The organism is Shewanella putrefaciens, assembly GCF_016406325.1.
Classification (GTDB): domain Bacteria; phylum Pseudomonadota; class Gammaproteobacteria; order Enterobacterales; family Shewanellaceae; genus Shewanella; species Shewanella putrefaciens.
Window position 1 is genome coordinate 3418261 of record NZ_CP066370.1, and the last position, 16722, is coordinate 3434982.

General features: G+C 45.6%; 11 protein-coding genes. 4 read left to right on the forward strand and 7 right to left on the reverse strand.

Going from position 1 to position 16722, the window contains the following annotated elements:
• Nucleotides 1-14: 14 nt before the first annotated feature.
• Nucleotides 15-1739: a potassium/proton antiporter gene (locus JEZ96_RS15300; RefSeq protein ID WP_198779816.1), complete on the reverse strand. Its 1725-nt coding sequence runs from the start codon at nt 1737-1739 to the stop codon at nt 15-17.
• Nucleotides 1740-2350: 611 nt separating this feature from the next.
• On the opposite strand from JEZ96_RS15300, the gene JEZ96_RS15305 reads away from it, so the two are divergent.
• The 3 genes from JEZ96_RS15305 to JEZ96_RS15315 all read left to right on the forward strand — a co-directional run bounded on the left by JEZ96_RS15305 (nt 2351) and on the right by JEZ96_RS15315 (nt 7502).
• Nucleotides 2351-4636, forward strand: a complete 2286-nt coding sequence (locus JEZ96_RS15305) for a nitric-oxide reductase large subunit (RefSeq protein ID WP_198779817.1) — start codon at nt 2351-2353, stop codon at nt 4634-4636.
• 226 nt (nt 4637-4862) lie between these two features.
• On the forward strand, nt 4863-6416 hold the full coding sequence (norR, locus tag JEZ96_RS15310; RefSeq protein ID WP_025007591.1) for a nitric oxide reductase transcriptional regulator NorR: 1554 nt from the start codon (nt 4863-4865) through the stop codon (nt 6414-6416).
• Between the two features lie 171 nt (nt 6417-6587).
• A complete protein-coding gene (locus tag JEZ96_RS15315) occupies nt 6588-7502 on the forward strand; it encodes a L,D-transpeptidase family protein (RefSeq protein ID WP_011788248.1) in 915 nt (304 codons plus the stop codon).
• 63 nt (nt 7503-7565) lie between these two features.
• Here the strand turns inward: JEZ96_RS15315 and JEZ96_RS15320 are convergent, their stop codons facing one another.
• Complete coding sequence (locus JEZ96_RS15320) at nt 7566-8393, reverse strand: N-acetyl-ornithine deacetylase (RefSeq protein ID WP_061782944.1); 828 nt, start codon at nt 8391-8393, stop codon at nt 7566-7568.
• 255 nt (nt 8394-8648) lie between these two features.
• Here JEZ96_RS15320 and zapE point away from each other — a divergent pair, with 255 nt between their 5' ends.
• A complete protein-coding gene (gene zapE, locus JEZ96_RS15325; RefSeq protein ID WP_025007590.1) occupies nt 8649-9866 on the forward strand; it encodes a cell division protein ZapE in 1218 nt (405 codons plus the stop codon).
• Between the two features lie 27 nt (nt 9867-9893).
• On the opposite strand, the gene JEZ96_RS15330 is transcribed toward zapE, so the two are convergent.
• The 5 genes from JEZ96_RS15330 to kdpB are packed head-to-tail and all read right to left on the reverse strand — an operon-like array spanning nt 9894 to nt 16722.
• A complete protein-coding gene (locus JEZ96_RS15330; RefSeq protein WP_011788245.1) occupies nt 9894-10577 on the reverse strand; it encodes a response regulator in 684 nt (227 codons plus the stop codon).
• Nucleotides 10578-10626: 49 nt separating this feature from the next.
• On the reverse strand, nt 10627-13287 hold the full coding sequence (locus JEZ96_RS15335; protein WP_061782945.1) for a sensor histidine kinase: 2661 nt from the start codon (nt 13285-13287) through the stop codon (nt 10627-10629).
• A 2-nt stretch (nt 13288-13289) separates the two neighbouring features.
• Nucleotides 13290-14060: a TorF family putative porin gene (locus JEZ96_RS15340; RefSeq protein ID WP_061782946.1), complete on the reverse strand. Its 771-nt coding sequence runs from the start codon at nt 14058-14060 to the stop codon at nt 13290-13292.
• A gap of 34 nt (nt 14061-14094) precedes the next feature.
• On the reverse strand, nt 14095-14694 hold the full coding sequence (gene kdpC, locus JEZ96_RS15345) for a potassium-transporting ATPase subunit KdpC (protein ID WP_025007588.1): 600 nt from the start codon (nt 14692-14694) through the stop codon (nt 14095-14097).
• A gap of 9 nt (nt 14695-14703) precedes the next feature.
• Complete coding sequence (gene kdpB, locus JEZ96_RS15350; RefSeq protein ID WP_025007587.1) at nt 14704-16722, reverse strand: potassium-transporting ATPase subunit KdpB; 2019 nt, start codon at nt 16720-16722, stop codon at nt 14704-14706.

A 16722-nucleotide genomic window follows, 5' to 3' on the forward strand; every position in this document is an offset into this window, starting at 1 on the left:
TAGGCCCTAGAATGCTAGGTTTCTGGCGGTAAGCGAATCCCGATATTCGTCACTTTGCCTTCATGCAATCCTGCAACAACCCAGTGTAAAGATTGCCATTGGAAATGATCCCCTATGACCGGATGTGCACCAAGCTCAGATGCCACAAGATCAGCCACTGTCATCTCACTCGCCTCCTCATCTAAGTCCAAACCATAGATAGGGGCCAGATCAGCTAACTTGACATCAGTCTCAATAAAGAAATCACCGAAGAAACGTGGAACTTCCTTAATTTCAGGTGCTTGGCTAAAAAGATGACTTAATGCATCTAAACTTCGCTCCTGACCGAGAACACAGAGTATATCTCCAGCCTCTAAGCAAGTACTACCAGAGGGATGCAATAGTTTGTCTCCCCTAAAAACAGCCGCAATACGCGTACCATCAGGCATAGATAACCGTTTTAAGGGCTCACCAACACACCATTTATTTTCGCTCAAACAGTAAACAAAGACCTCCCATTCACTACTCGGATAAATTTCAACACCCGAGCGTGAAATGGGGAGCGGCTTTGGGGGCAGTTCCACCTTTGCCAAGCGCGCTGCCGTGGTTAACGAAGCTCCTTGGATCAGCAGCGAGACTAGCACGACGAAGAAAGCTAAGTTGAAATATAACTGAGCCCCTGGCAGGCCCGCCATCATAGGAAATACTGCTAAGATGATCGGTACAGCGCCGCGTAACCCCACCCAAGAAATAAACCAACGATCCCGGCTACTAAAGCTTTTAAAGGGCAATAAGCTCAGCCACACAGCCAGAGGACGGGCGAATAAGATCATCCCAAATGCCAAGGCAAAACCAGGCAGCAAAATATCAAATAAATCAGAAGGGGTAAGTAGCAAGCCTAAGACAAGGAACATACCGATTTGGCTGACCCAAGTCATACCATCGAGTACGTTTAAAATAGAATGACGACCACGAGTGGGTTTATTACCGAGGAATAATCCGACTAAGTAAATGGATAAAATGCCACTTCCACCCAACTTGTTAGATACAGCATAAATAATCAGTCCGCCACTTAAGACTAAAATTGAGTAAAGCCCCTCTGCAAGCTTACTTAAATTAACCAGTTTCCATAGCAGCCAACCACCGCCTAAACCTAAACAAATTCCCAAACCAAACTGTTTAATAAAGCTTACCAGCATAAAACTAACCGAAAGCTCAGTATCAACATTAGCCAAAATAGCAATTAATGTGACGGTTAAAAATACCGCCATAGGATCGTTACTACCGGACTCAATTTCCAAGGTTGCCCCAACCCGCTCATTAAGACTTCGTCCTTTAAGTAAGGAAAATACCGCAGCCGCATCGGTCGAGCCCACAATAGCCCCAACCAGTAACCCCTGCAGCCAATGCAAATCAAACAACCATGCGGCCATCAAACCAGTAATACTGGTGGTAATCGCAACGCCAAAAGTCGCCAAGGATAATGCAGGCCATAGCGCCACCCTAAAACTGGCTACGCGCGTGCGCATACCGCCGTCGAGCAAAATAATCGCTAAGGCTAAGTTACTGACTAAATAAGCTGTGGAGTAATCATCAAATTGGATACCACCAAGACCATCTTCACCAGCCAAAATACCTACAGCAAGGAAAATCAATAAAATTGGAATGCCTAAACGGGAAGACATAGGACTAAGCAAAACACTCACTGCTGCAAGCAAGGCACCGATCAGAAAAAAACTATTGATGGAATCTGCATCCACACATGCCTCCTTAAATACAGGTTGTTTAGTTAAACGATAGACAAATCACCGAGGTTAAAAATGACTCAACTTACAATTTTTATGATTTTATATTAGCACAAAAATAGCGAATTATTGGAGCGTTAAATATTAAATTTCAATCATCTACAGACAAATAGCTTCAACAGTAACTTTGTATTAGCTTTGATGTAAAAACCAGTAAAAAATTCTAAATTCACGATAACACCAACAACCCAATAAATTGCAATTAAAATAGCTAAATATCAATATATTAAGAAAATAACCATTCAATTAAAACCCACCTAATTGACGTTAAAACCAAGCAATAACGCAATAGAAACCCCGATATACTATGAAAATTAGCACAAACAATAAAAATACCAATAAAAATAGTAAGTTCTAGGATAAGAAGCCTAAATACGATTGTTTTAAAGACACAACTCAATAAATAGTGTCATAAAAACAATAGATGTCATTATGACACTTTAAAAGCGTATCAAAAAGACACCCATACAATAAATATTCATTTAATTTCAATAAGATAAATGTTGGCACATTTCCAGCTATAGATAACACAAAGGTATCAAAATGACGTTGTATTAAGGGGATTTATGAGCAAACAAAAACTCACAGTAATTGCACTATTATTAGTGTTAATTGCTTCATTTACGGTACTGCTTAGTATTGGCAGTGAAATTTATCGAGAAAAACCACCCATACCAACAGCCTTTACCGATGCCAGTGGACACACAGTGTTTAGTGGACAAGATATAGAACAAGGCCAATTAGTATGGCGATCTATGGGAGGTCATCAACTGGGTTCCATTTGGGGACATGGTTCTTATGTTGCCCCTGATTGGACCGCCGACTGGTTACACAAAGAAGCGGAGGCTTGGCTCAACATACGCGCAATGGAACAATATCAACAACCCTTTGAACAACTGACTAATCCTGCAAAGGCTGGTTTAGAACAAGCACTAAGGGATGATTTGCGTCGTAATACTGTAGAACAACATGCTGATGGCACAAGTATTATCAGATTATCTACAACACGAGTTGAAGCCATTAATAAGGTCAGCCAGCACTACCTCTCATTGTTTGGTAGCGATCCTGAGCTAAAAAACTTACGCGAGCAATATGCAATGAAAGAAGGCACTGTGCCCGATCTTGCCCGCCGTGAGCAACTCAATGCTTTTCTCTTCTGGGGGGCGTGGGCCGCAATCACTGAACGTCCAGATGCTTCATATACTTATACAAATAACTGGCCCTTCGATCCGCAGCTAGGCAATACCCCAACCTCGGATAATATTGTTTGGTCAATCCTCAGTATTGTCACTTTAATCGCAGGAATTGGTGGCTTAATCTGGCATCACGCCAGTGGTAAACACGAAAGCCTACCTAAACCTGCTGAGCAAGATCCACTATTCTTGGCTAAACCAACCGCCTCACAAAAAGCGGTTGGTAAATACTTTATTACCGCGATTGGCCTCTTTCTACTACAAATTTTACTCGGTGGTATTACCGCCCACTATGCGGTGGAAGGCCAAGAATTCTACGGTTTCCCCCTTGCAGAAATCCTACCCTACTCTGTCACTCGTACTTGGCATACTCAATTAGCAGTATTCTGGATTGCCACTGCTTGGCTAGGCACAGGATTATATATTGCCCCAGCATTATCAGGTCATGAGCCTAAATATCAACGCCTCGGTGTTAACGTGCTATGGGTCGCCTTAGTCATAATTGTAGTTGGTTCAATGGCAGGTGAGTGGATGGGAGTACAGCAGTACTTTGATCTTGATATGAATTTCCTTTTCGGCCATCAAGGTTATGAATACATAGATTTAGGCCGCGTATGGCAAATACTGTTGTTAATTGGATTATTAATTTGGTTGGCTCTAGTCACTGCGGCAATGAAACCCGCGCTCAAAGTCCAAAGTGAAATGCGCCCCGTTATATGGGTACTTTACGCCTCCTGTGTTGCTATTGGATTATTCTATGGCGCAGGTCTTTTTATGGGGAAACACTCTAACCTCGCGATTGCCGAATATTGGCGTTGGTGGGTGGTGCATTTGTGGGTCGAAGGCTTCTTTGAGACCTTCGCCACCGCCGTTATCGCCCTGATGTTAGTGCGTCTTGGTTTAATACGTGGTCGCAGCGCCAACAGCGCCGTACTTTTTACCACTATGATCTTTTTAACTGGCGGGCTCATTGGCACCTTACACCACCTCTATTTTACCGGAACACCCACATCCGTTATTGCTTGGGGTGCGATTTTCTCCGCATTAGAAGTAGTCCCATTAGCCATTATTGGTTTTGAAGCGATGGAAACGTATCGCCTACGCAAAGCCAGTCACTGGATGCAAAGATATCATTGGGCCATTATGTTCTTTGTCGCTACTGCGTTTTGGAATTTAGTTGGGGCAGGCATACTTGGGTTCCTAATCAACCCACCTATCGCCCTTTATTACATACAAGGCTTAAACACAACGGCAACCCATGCTCATGCGGCATTTATGGGAGTATACGGTATGTTAGGCATGGGCTTGATGCTCTTCTGTCTACGCGGATTAACAGGCAAGATGCAATGGAATGAAAAAATGCTAAAAGGAGCCTTCTGGAGCCTCAATATCGGTCTTGCAGCTATGGTCTTTATGTCACTGCTACCTGTGGGCATTACACAATTCTTTGCCGTCATCGACCATGGATATTGGTATGCTCGCTCGCCTGAGGTTATCCACAGCCCATTAGTCGAACGGCTCGTCTGGATGCGCATGTTTGGGGACGTTATTTTTAGTGTCGGCGGTTTGTTGATGGGAGCATTCCTATTCGATCTGATTAAAAAAGCACTGAATAAAACACCGCAAGTTCAGCATGAATTACTCGAACCCAATCGCTAACGCCCTCTTTTAAACTTGTCCAAGGCATCATTTACGATGCCTTGGACTTATAGTTTAACAGCGGTGAGTCTAGCCATAGTCAGTCTAGCCACCATGCATCAAACTGGATTTTATTGCGTCGGTTACATAATAACTCAACTTACCAGTTCAAAGCAGACTGGCATTGTTTAAACTACCTGTGTCAATATCACAATTATTTATACCCACTGGATACACTGGAGTTTGTATGGCATTAAGTCAAACCGAACTGACCCGTATTGCCCTTGATATCACTTCAGGTTTAGGTCATAGGGATCGTTTCTCACGTTTACTGGATACCGTAAGACAAAATCTCCACTGTAATGCCGCGGCACTGCTCACTTTCCATGGACAATACTTTACGCCACTGGCGATCAATGGCTTAAATGACGATGTGCTTGGTAGACGATTTATCCTCAGTGAACACCCTAGGCTTGAAGCCATCGCAAGGGCGGGGGATATAGTGCGTTTTCCCGCTGATAGTGAATTGCCCGATCCCTACGATGGTTTAATTCCGAATCAAGCTGACCAACTAAAAGTACACGCCTGCATTGGTCTGCCACTCTTTTCCAATGAACGTCTTATCGGGGCTGTCACTATTGATGCGTTTGATCCCCTTCAATTTGATCAATTTAGCAATACCGAGCTACGCAGTTTAAGTGCTATCGCAGCCGCCTCATTAAGCAATGCATTATTGGTAGAAAAACTTGAGCGTTTGGCCCTTAATAGCCACGCCAGCCATACAGAAGAAAATGCCCCAAACTTGAATACGGATGGCGAACTCATTGGTCATTCTCCCATCATACAAAGTCTAAATCGAGAAATCGAAGTCGTTGCCCACAGTGATCTCAATGTATTAATCCTAGGCGAAACGGGTACAGGAAAAGAATTAGTCGCTCAAGCCATACATCAAAAATCAGCAAGAGCGACTAAAGCCTTAGTCTACCTAAATTGTGCAGCGCTCCCCGAGTCGGTCGCAGAAAGTGAACTCTTTGGGCATGTTAAGGGCGCCTTTACTGGTGCAATAAGCCATCGTAGTGGCAAATTCGAAATGGCGGATAAAGGCACTTTATTTTTAGATGAAATAGGTGAGTTGTCACTCACACTACAAGCAAAATTACTGCGGGTACTGCAATACGGTGATCTACAAAGAGTAGGAGACGATCGCAGCCTAAAAGTCGATGTGCGGATTATTGCTGCTACCAACAAAGTGCTTAAAACTGAAGTGCTAGAAGGACGCTTTAGAGCCGATCTTTACCATAGATTAAGCGTATTTCCCCTATTAGTGCCCCCACTACGGGAGCGTGGACAGGATATCACGCTATTAAGTGGTTTCTTTGCCGAGCGTTACAAGCAAAAGCTTGGGATAAAACAACTCAATTTTAGTCCCACTAGCTTATTACTACTCAACCAATACACTTGGCCTGGTAACGTACGAGAGCTAGAACATGCAATCCATAGGGCAACGGTTCTAGCTCGCGTATCCGCCGAAAATGGCTGCTGCACCATTGAGCCACAGCATTTTGACTTACCACTGAAACTCAATCCCCTCGAAACGAGCCAATCAATAGCGACTAGCGATGTGTCCGCACGAGAAACGAGGGAATTTTTAAACTTAACGCTTGCGACTGAGTCATTTCAGAGCGATTACATTAAACGCGTCTTTGCTACGCAAGATAACAATTGGGCCGCTACAGCAAGGATATTGGGCGTCGATCCTGGCAATCTACATCGCTTGGCTAAGCGTCTAAAGTTAAAATAAGTGATAAATACGCTGTACGGATCATATTTCAGTTGAAATAATGTTCAAAATAAGGAAGGATGCGAGCTTCGCGCGCCAGAGCATGTTGCCCGTCAATTTGCCGCGCTATTTTAGGTAGAGAAAGCAGCGTTCAACACGCTTTTTTATTAACAGGAATCGTAGTATCCGCTTATGAGTATGCTTCGCACCACAGCTTTATTATTGACTTTAGCGTTCCCAAGTCTCTCCGCTTTAGCAACGGAATACCCTTTACCGCCGCCTTCAAGTCGGTTAGTTGGCGAAAACCATTATTACACTGTGCCAGAGGGTAAACACACCCTAGAAGATATCGCGGCTCAATTCCAGCTGGGTCTAAGTAACTTGATGGAAGCCAATCCTGGTGTCGATCCATTCTTACCCAAACCTGGCAGCCAGTTATTAATTCCACACCAGTTAATTCTGCCAAACGCCCCGCGTGAAGGCATTGTGATCAACGTTGCGGAAATGCGTTTGTACTACTACCCGAAGGGCAAAAAGACCGTTGAAGTCCTGCCTATTGGTATTGGACAAATTGGCAAAGATACGCCAGAAAACTGGGTGACTAGCGTTCAACGTAAGCGTGCCAATCCTACGTGGACACCAACACCACGTATCCGCAAAGAATACGCGGCAAAAGGCGAAATTCTCCCCGCGGTATGGCCAGCAGGCCCTGATAACCCAATGGGCTTATATGCGCTCTATATTGGCAACTTGTATGCTATCCATGGTACTAACGCCAGCTTTGGTATTGGTTTACGCGTCAGTCAAGGATGCGTGCGCTTACGCCACGAAGATATCGAGCATTTATTTAAAACAGTGCCTGTCGGCACTCGTGTGCAATTTGTTAATCAACCGATTAAAGCGACAGAAGAGCCTGATGGAAAACGCTATTTAGCGGTACATCAACCGCTATCGCGTACTATTGCAGAGTTTGAATCAAATGAACCTGTTGCTATCTCCTTACCCAAGGATATCGTTAAGTTTATCGCGAAGGCGGATACCGATTCTTCTGTGATTAAAAAACTGCTTGATGAACGTACTGGCGTGCCCACCGTTATCAATCAGTAATACTGCACAGCTAAAAAAATACCCGCTTATTCGCGGGTATTTTTTTATCTATAAATAGGTTTTTCAATCACATAATGGTGCACAAAGTGCTAAAAAGTGCGTCATCGCCGCACTATTGGCCAAGATCCGTTGATCAAAATTGTGCAGTGCAGGGGTTTCGGTACAAGCCCCGACTCTTGCACCACTGCGGACCAAGCAAGCCTCAAATGAAGTATCGAAGTGGTTGAAGATCAAACCATCCTTTACAGGACAACCGTCTATCTCACCATCGGGTGCAATAGGGAAATATCCCCCTAAAGTGTCGCGTAAATCGAGGCTAAAACGCCCAGGTACTTGGCTTGGTTCAAACGAATACACATAGGCTTCATGGCTTAACACATCTTCATGGCAAGTTAAAATCCCTTCTCGGCTCGCAGCAATCAGTAACTGTGCATGTTCGAGTAATAATTTACCTTCTATTGATGTGGTTTCATTCGCCTTTGGTTTACCATTTTCAAACACAAATCCACGGTTAGGGTTTTCACCGAATTTGTTGAATCTATGGCCGCGATTAAATCCTGTTGGATTAACGAGGGGCAGTAAACTTAGGTTAACGCGCTCAAATAACTCGGAGGAAGCCTCACTTAAGAAGTGCAATAACCCCCATGGCCCAGCGGATTCTTCACCGTGAAAACCAGCACTGATTAATAAAGACGGTAAGCTCGATTTAGCGGCAGGAGATTGATACAAGCTAACCTTATATTTACCTACTTCACCCAATACCTTCTCAACCATGCCCAAACGGGACATTTCTTGCTCAAGCAGTAGATAAAAATTATCAATATCAGTGCTTTCACAGTTAAAAATATCGCTTTTCCACTGAAAGGATTCGAACGGAGATCTGCTTACCATATCTTGTACTTATGCCAGAAAAAGAACTGTGCCATCATAGTAGTTCTTTTAGAAAACTGAATGATATTCAACTGAATTCGATGAAATCCGACGAGTCTCTGACTTTACCCTACGCCTTACCAATACTCACAAAGTAAAGTGCGACATTTTTAACCAGAGCAGGCAGAATAATCCCCCGACTTAGCAGCTAAGCTGCCTGCGTGGCGACGACTTGGAGTGGCGGCTTGAAAGGTGAGAGTAAACTAGATTGTGAATATGGCTAATACTATGCTTTTAAATCAAAAAATCACTAAAAATACCAACATATCTCCACTGGCCATTTACCAAGCTCAAGTTGGCGTAAATTTGGTTGTAGATCCTGCCCAACAACAGGCCGTTTTCGCCCTAGAAGATTTATTCCATCAATTGACTTCACCTACTAAAAATAGCTGCCAGCAACAGTACTCGCAGATTAAAGGTCTGTACTTGTGGGGCGATGTCGGTCGGGGCAAAACATTTTTGATGGATTTATTTTTCGACTGTTTACCAACAGAAGGAAAGTTAAGACTGCATTTTCACCGATTTATGGCTATGATCCACCAAGCATTACGCGAACATTCGGGTAAACGAGATCCCTTAACTGTGATTGCCAAAAATCTAGCGAAAGAGTGCAAGGTGCTCTGTTTTGATGAGTTTTTTGTCTCAGATATTGGCGATGCCATGATACTCGCAGGGCTGTTTGAGTGCCTATTCAAACAAGGTGTGGTCTTGGTAGCCACATCAAATATCCCCATAGAGCGCTTATATGAAAACGGCTTAGCCAGACACAGATTTTTGCCCTGTATCCAACTGTTGCAAACACATACGCAAATGCTGCACCTTGCAGGCAATCAAGACCATAGGATACATACTGATTCGATAGCTGATATCAGCGCCTCAACGTCCCTAAATATAGGTATTAGTGGAACGCTTAATTTCGAGCAGATATTTGACAATATTGTGAATAAATTAGCCCCAAATGCTCCCTACTTAAGCAATACTAGCCTTACCATCTGCAACCGTGAAATCCCAGTTATCCGCGCTACATTAGCCCACACAGACAACTCAATTGCTTGGTTCGACTTTCATGCTCTCTGTGACGGCCCAAGATCCCAGCTCGATTACATCGAAATCGCAAGTCGATTTAAAATCGTAATGGTAAGCGGTGTCCCTAAACTAGGCGGTGAAGTCAAAGGTTGGATCCGCGCCCGCGGTACCGAGGATGGCACAGGAGAAAACCAAGCCGCCGCGACAGGCGAGCGTAAACTCTCCTATGCAGTCAACGACGACCCAGCACGGCGCTTTATCAGTTTAATTGATGAACTGTACGATCAACATGTCCGTTTATATCTGAGTTGCGATGTACCACTCAATGAACTCTACCAAGGTGGCGCGCTCAGTTTCGAATTTCGCAGAACCTACAGTCGATTAATCGAAATGAGCCGCAGCACTTAAGGTTCAAAGTAAAAATATATCTATAACCTATAGCTCAAAATATAAACGATAACCGACACCAGGTTCAGTCCGCATATACTGAGGCTCACTCGGGGAATCGCCTAATTTTTGCCTTAAGTGACTGACCACAATTCGTAGATAATGTGTGTCTTCTGTGTGGGCTGGCCCCCAAATTTCCTTTAGTAGCTGAGTCTGAGTGACAACGCAGTTAGGTGACGACGCCAATTTAGACAATACCGCGTATTCCTTGGGTGTGAGTTCGATAACTTGGTTATCCACTTTCACTAACCTACGACTTAAATCAATCTGCAACTTACCATCATCTAATATGGGTAATTTTTCAGGTTTGATATGGTCCCTTAAAATTGCCCGCACCCTTGCCAGTAACTCTTCCACACTAAAGGGTTTAGTTACATAATCCTGCGCGCCTGCATCTAATGCTGCGACTTTTTCCTTATCTTGATTGCGAACCGACAATACAATCACAGCAACATCGGACCATCCCCGTAACTCCTGTAGCACTTGATGGCCTTCCATATCCGGCAAGCCTAAATCCAAAATCACTAATTCAGGTTGCTGGCGAGCGACAGCTGAGAGTCCTTGCTGACCATTTTCTGCCTCAGTAACATCATAACCTTCACTGGCGAGTGCAATCCGCAACATGCGGCGTATTTGGGTCTCATCATCGATAACCACGATTTTTATTGCCACGTCTCTAGTCCATTCTGTGGTTTAGTAAGGATATTTTGACTAAAAATGATTAGCCAGGAACAGGGTAGTCTAACGGCAATTCAACTTCAAAACGAGTGCCTTGCCCCTGTAGGCAATCGGTAACGCGAACACTCCCCCCGTGTGCAGCTATCATGCCTTTACAAATAGCCAGCCCCATACCTGTGTTCTGTTTTTTCTGATCGCCATCGGCAACCACATAAAACATATCGAAAATTTGATCCCTATGGCTGACGGGGATCCCCGGCCCTCTGTCTTCAATGGCAATACAGCAACGGTGATTGGAAATGGTTAATTCAATACAAATAGGCTCTTCTGGTGGTGAAAATCGAACGGCATTCTCTAGAATGTTAAATAATCCTTGTTCGATCAGCGCCGCATGCACAAAGAGGAGTGGGGGTTCTTTTTCTCTGTGATATTCAACGATTGCGTTAGGGAAATAGCGTTTAAGCCTACCAAGTACGCTGCCAATAATGTCATCTGCCGAAACCCAATCACGCTCTATGCTCAAAGTGCCATGACCTAGGCGTGTCATGTCGAGTAAATTTTGGATATAGCTGTCCAAGCGACGGCTTTCTTGCAAAATAGTATCGAGTAGCTCGTTTCGGTCGGCCTCTAGCAATTGCTTATTCAATAGTTTTAAGCTCTCCGCCGCCCCCATCATAGCTGAGAGTGGTGATTTTAGATCGTGAGATACTGATGATAATAATGCCGAACGTAACTGCTCAATTTCTGTTTTCACCCGTGCCGATTCAAGATCTGACACTAACTGAATACGCCGCCAAGTATTAGCGCCTTGCTGTAACATGGCAAGAATAAGCTCTCTATCAAACGGACTGAGTTCGTTGACTGTGGGTTGCCAATCTAAAATCGCCGCGCCAATCGTCGTACCTTCAAGTTCAATGGGGAACACACTGACACCCGATGCACTCAAGGTATCGCTCAAACGCCCCGCAGCTTGCCCATGGCGCAGGGTCCAATCGATTGCCGCCAAATCGAGGTCGTTAAATGGCGTATTCAGCAGCGGTAAATAGGATCGCTGACCGTCTTTACGCTGCAAAACAATATAACAATCGGCATTCACTGAACCTGTAATCTTGCGTCCTATCGTTTGCCAAAGGGCTTTTTCATCATCGGCGACCGATAATTCTTGGGCGACATCCTTTAACGTTTCTGCATAACGATTTGACTCGCGCAGTAAAATAAACTGGTTCCTGATCCGAGAAGCGGCCGGGCCGCTGATAAGCCCGATAAAAACCAAAAAGATTAAGGTGGCAATGTCATCCTGGCTATTCACATTCATAGTGAATTTAGGCTCAGTGAGAAAGAAGTTAAAACTAAAAAATGACCATACCGCCGTCGCCATCGCAGGCCGAGCGCCATAGGTTAAGCCAATGCTGACAATCAAGAAAACATATAACAACACCAGATTGCCATTACTGAGCCAAGTATCTAAAAATGCCACCAGCGGGAAAATAACCACCACACCAATCAGCCCAAGAATATGGCCTCGAAGATCACCAAAACTGACTTTAGGCTTGATAGGGTCTCGTACTTGTACTTGACTGTCGGGGGCGTGATATACGCTGACTTCAACGGGTAAACCAGATTCAATCAAGCGTTGGTAGAGCCTTTTACGCCACCAAGGATAGGTGCGTTTCACACCCGCGCCGACTAACACTGTATTAATTCGATGTAGGGCTATGTAGGGTAAAATGGCCTGATAACTGCTCGTGCCACGTAATACTTCGGTCTGCGCACCGAGTTCTTTGGCTAAGGCAAAGGCCTCATTTAGTCTTTTTCGCTGATAAAGGCCCAGCGCTTTACCTGTATCGACCCAAAGCACTAACCAAGGAATTTGCCGCCGCTCAGCAATCTGCCGACCTATGCGGATCAAATATTGATGATCACTGCTGTTACTGACTAAAACCAACAATCTATCTTTGAGAACAAAATCTGTTCCCTGTGCTTTGGCATCGAGTTCACAAATCAGTTTTGCATCGACTCTCTCTATGACTTTTTTCATTGCCAATTCGCGCAGAGCCGTCAAATTCGAGACCGAAAAAAAAGCATCTAAGGCTGAGCGAGCATACTCCGGCAGATAAACTTTGCCTTGCTGTAAGCGTTCGATAAGTGTTGATGGCGGTAAATCGACAAATATAATTTCATGGGCTTCATCAAGGAAGCGATCAGGTACGGTTTCCCGTACCCGCACTTGAGTAATTTGCAAAACCAGATCATTCAAACTGACCAAATGTTGAATGTTAACTGTGGTATAGACATCGATACCCGCAGCCAATAATTCTGCAACGTCTTGATAGCGCCGTTTATGGCGACTACCGGGAACATTCGTGTGGGCCAGTTCATCGACGAGGATCAGCTTAGGCCGACGAAGCAGCGCCGCATCTAAGTCAAATTCTGTTAAACGATTATTGTGATAATCAATGGGTTTACGCGCCAATACCTCAAAACCTGCTAGCATGGCCTCGGTATCGGCACGCCCATGGGTTTCCACCAGTCCAACCAGCAAATCGACACCTTGGTGGGCTATTTCCCTTGCCGCACTGAGCATTCCATAAGTCTTGCCCACGCCAGGTGCCGCCCCAAGAAAAACCGTCAGTTTACCTTTATCATTTTGCTGTATCTGACTTAAAAGCGCATTGGCTTGCTGTGTTTGACTGATTGGAACCACGATTAGAAACTCCTTGAAAGACTCACTAGCCAGCGCGCATCACACAGGGACTGGCACTGACTCTGCGATAAATCCGTATCGACATAACCGACACTCAACACATCCTGCTCAGTCATATTGAGGTTCAGCCCCACTCGCCAATCCCAATAGTGGTTATTGTCTGCGACCATAGAGCCTAAGAACTGCGCCATATCTTGCTGGGACGCAAAAAAATTACTCCCAAGATGCAGAGCGAGGCTTACATTAGAGAATAGTTGCGGCTCATAGCTTACGTAGACATACTGAAAATCGTCCACATTCTCGCCGAAATAATCAGGAGAATAAACCAACCCTAACTTAGCATCGGCGTAGCTTACCACAGCATAAATTTCGTTATAACTCAGGTCTGTATCGTCCTGCGAGTATTGATAACGTATCACGCCTAGGTCCGTTGTTAAGCCATTATCCCAATCCTTGGCCCAGCCAGCAGACAAGTCGAGTTCTAAACTTCCATCCCCAAATTCGATGTTACTGCCCCAAAGCGAGCCATACCAGCCAGAATCATGGCTTAAGGTATACCCTGCTTGAACTGCTGGTCCTTCATCGGTTTGAGAAATACCGCGAAACGCATAATCACTGATGAGCATCACACTCCCTTGGCTCTGCCAAGAGGCATTGCCCCCTTGAGCCTCAGTGCTGGCAAGCGCGCCCATAGAGAGTGAAGATAACGCCATCATCACACCCGCGCAAAGGCGCGAGCAACGCGAACAAAGAGCCGACTTAATCGGTAACATAAAAATGTATCCTTAAATTCAGTAGAATATTGTTTTATTGAGCGTGTTTAGCAATCTGGTCGAGAGCGAGGTTGAGCTTGAGCACATTGACGCGCGCTTGCCCAAAAATGCCCCACTGCGGTGGTTCGATAAATTGCGCCACTAAGGTCAACACTTGTGGTTCAGCTAACTGTCGAGCCTGAGCCACACGTGCGACTTGCAGTTTGGCTGCTGCGGGAGAAATATGAGGATCCAACCCCGCCCCCGATGTGGCAAGTAAATCCACAGGGATATCAGCGGCCTGAACGGATTCTCTGGCTTGGATTTCTTGGCTCGTTGCCATCACACGTTCACGTAACGCTGGGTTACTCGGCGCAAGGTTACTACCACCTGTCGCCATAGGATCGTAATCAACAGCGCTCGGCCGACTATAAAAATAGGCAGGATTAACAAAGGGCTGAGCGATGAACTCAGAACCCATAGCAACATTATCCCTGTGGATCACACTGCCCTTAGCTTGTACGGGAAATAAAGCGCCACCGAGCTGAGTCACAGTGCCGGTATAGACAACGCCACACACAAATAACAGGGCGAGACTGGCTCTCAATCCCATAACGGCATGCTGGGTTTTAGTGGTGTATACGATTGAATTCATTACTGTCTCCTAGAGCATAAGGGCAATGATTGAGTCGAGCGCTTTAATGCCGACAAAGGGTAAAATCACCCCACCTAAGCCATAAATCAGCATGTTATTTCGCAGTAATTTTTCTGCACTTATGGGTCTGAGCTTGATGCCTTTTAATGCCAATGGAATTAAGGCGGGAATGATAAGAGCATTAAATACGAGCGCTGCGAGTATGGCTGAGGTTGGGCTGTGAAGCTGCATCAGATCCAGTGCACCAATCGCAGGCAAAGCCCCCGCAAATACCGCTGGAATAATGGCAAAATACTTAGCCACATCATTGGAGAGGGAAAATGTAGTCAAGGCGCCACGGGTGATCAGCAATTGTTTTCCGACTTCAACGATAGCCAGTAATTTAGTGGGATCAGAATCCAAATCCACCATATTGCCAGCTTCTTTAGCGGCTTGGGTACCTGAGTTCATTGCAAGACCTACATCGGCCTGCGCTAATGCCGGCGCATCGTTAGTGCCATCCCCCACCATAGCCACTAATCGACCTTTGGCCTGCTCAGCACGAATAAGGGCAAGTTTATCCTCAGGTTTAGCTTCAGCGACAAAATCATCAACCCCAGCTTCGGCGGCAATCACGCCAGCCGTTAGCGGATTATCCCCTGTCACCATGATGGTCCGTACACCGAGCGCCCTTAAACGGGCAAACCGCTCCGCAACGCCTGGCTTAATCACGTCACTTAAGGCTATAACCCCTAAAATGTGCGTGCCACTGGCAACGACTAAAGGAGTACCCCCTTGCAAAGCCACTTTACGGATAAGCGCGTTAACAGATTCAGGCCAGTGAATTTGATGCTGCTGCGCCCAAAACTGCATCGCATCGCCCGCGCCTTTTATGCCTTGAATACCATCGGTTAAAATCACCCCAGAAACCCGAGTCTCCGGCGTAAAAGGGATAAAAGTTGCATCCGTAGGTTTGACGGGCAATACCGCCCCAAAATCTATGGCCAATTTGAGTACAGATTTCCCTTCAGGGGTGGGGTCATCGAGGGAGGAAAGTACCGCCGCATCACGCAACATCTCAGCTGCAATGCCTTTCACGGGTAGAAACGCGGTCGCTTGGCGATCACCGAAAGTGATAGTGCCAGTTTTATCCAGCAGTAACGTATCGATATCCCCCGCAACTTCCACGGCTTTACCCGATTTAGCGACCACATTGGCGGCTAAGGCACGGTTCATGCCGGCAATACCAATGGCAGGTAACAAGCCACCAATCGTCGTTGGGATCAAACACACTAACAGCGCAATTAACATAGTGTAATCAAGGCTTGCACCGACGAAACCCGCCATGGGTGGCAAAGTCATCACCACGATAAGGAAAACCGCAGTCAATGATGCAAGTAGCACAGTCAACGCCGTTTCGTTCGGTGTCTTCTGACGCTTCGCCCCTTCGACCAGCCCTATCATACGATCTAAAAAGCTATTCCCAGGATCATTGGCAACCAGCACGGTAATTTCACCCGTAAGTACCTTAGTGCCGCCAATCACACCGGAATGATCTGTGCCTGCTTCACGCAGCACAGCCGCAGATTCACCGGTAATAGCAGATTCATTGATAGTGGCTATCCCTTCGATGATCTCACCATCGGCAGGAATATAATCCCCCTGTAAAACCTTCACCTTATCGCCTTTGACAAGCAAAGTTGCGGATACTGATTCCAACTCACCGTGGCGTATGCGCCGAGCCTGCAAGGCCTCTTTCGCCGACTTTAAGCTAGCCGCTTGTCCGCGCCCCCTGGCCTCTGCCACGGATTCCGCAAAGTTAGAAAACCACACGGTAAGCAAAAGAATAAGGGTCGTGGCTAACTCAAAAGCAACAGCCTCGCCATTGAAGAACTTTTGTCCTGTGATCAATGCGGCGAGTAAAGCGCCCACCAGCACCACGAACATCACAGGATTGCCAGCCATACTCACTAAGGACATTTTCTTTACAGCACCAAAGGCAGCTTGCTTCACGCCAGCGCTATCTAATATTTGAGCAGGTTTATGCAT

What these genes read in the sequence shown, in the direction of transcription:
- JEZ96_RS15305 (WP_198779817.1), top strand. Translation starts at nt 2,351, where the DNA reads ATGAGCAAACAAAAACTCACAGTAATTGCACTATTATTAGTGTTAATT.
- norR (WP_025007591.1), top strand. Translation starts at nt 4,863, where the DNA reads ATGGCATTAAGTCAAACCGAACTGACCCGTATTGCCCTTGATATCACT.
- JEZ96_RS15315 (WP_011788248.1), top strand. Translation starts at nt 6,588, where the DNA reads ATGAGTATGCTTCGCACCACAGCTTTATTATTGACTTTAGCGTTCCCA.
- JEZ96_RS15320 (WP_061782944.1), bottom strand. Translation starts at nt 8,393, where the DNA reads ATGGTAAGCAGATCTCCGTTCGAATCCTTTCAGTGGAAAAGCGATATT.
- zapE (WP_025007590.1), top strand. Translation starts at nt 8,649, where the DNA reads ATGGCTAATACTATGCTTTTAAATCAAAAAATCACTAAAAATACCAAC.
- JEZ96_RS15340 (WP_061782946.1), bottom strand. Translation starts at nt 14,060, where the DNA reads ATGTTACCGATTAAGTCGGCTCTTTGTTCGCGTTGCTCGCGCCTTTGC.
- kdpC (WP_025007588.1), bottom strand. Translation starts at nt 14,694, where the DNA reads ATGAATTCAATCGTATACACCACTAAAACCCAGCATGCCGTTATGGGA.
- kdpB (WP_025007587.1), bottom strand. Translation starts at nt 16,722, where the DNA reads ATGCATAAACCTGCTCAAATATTAGATAGCGCTGGCGTGAAGCAAGCT.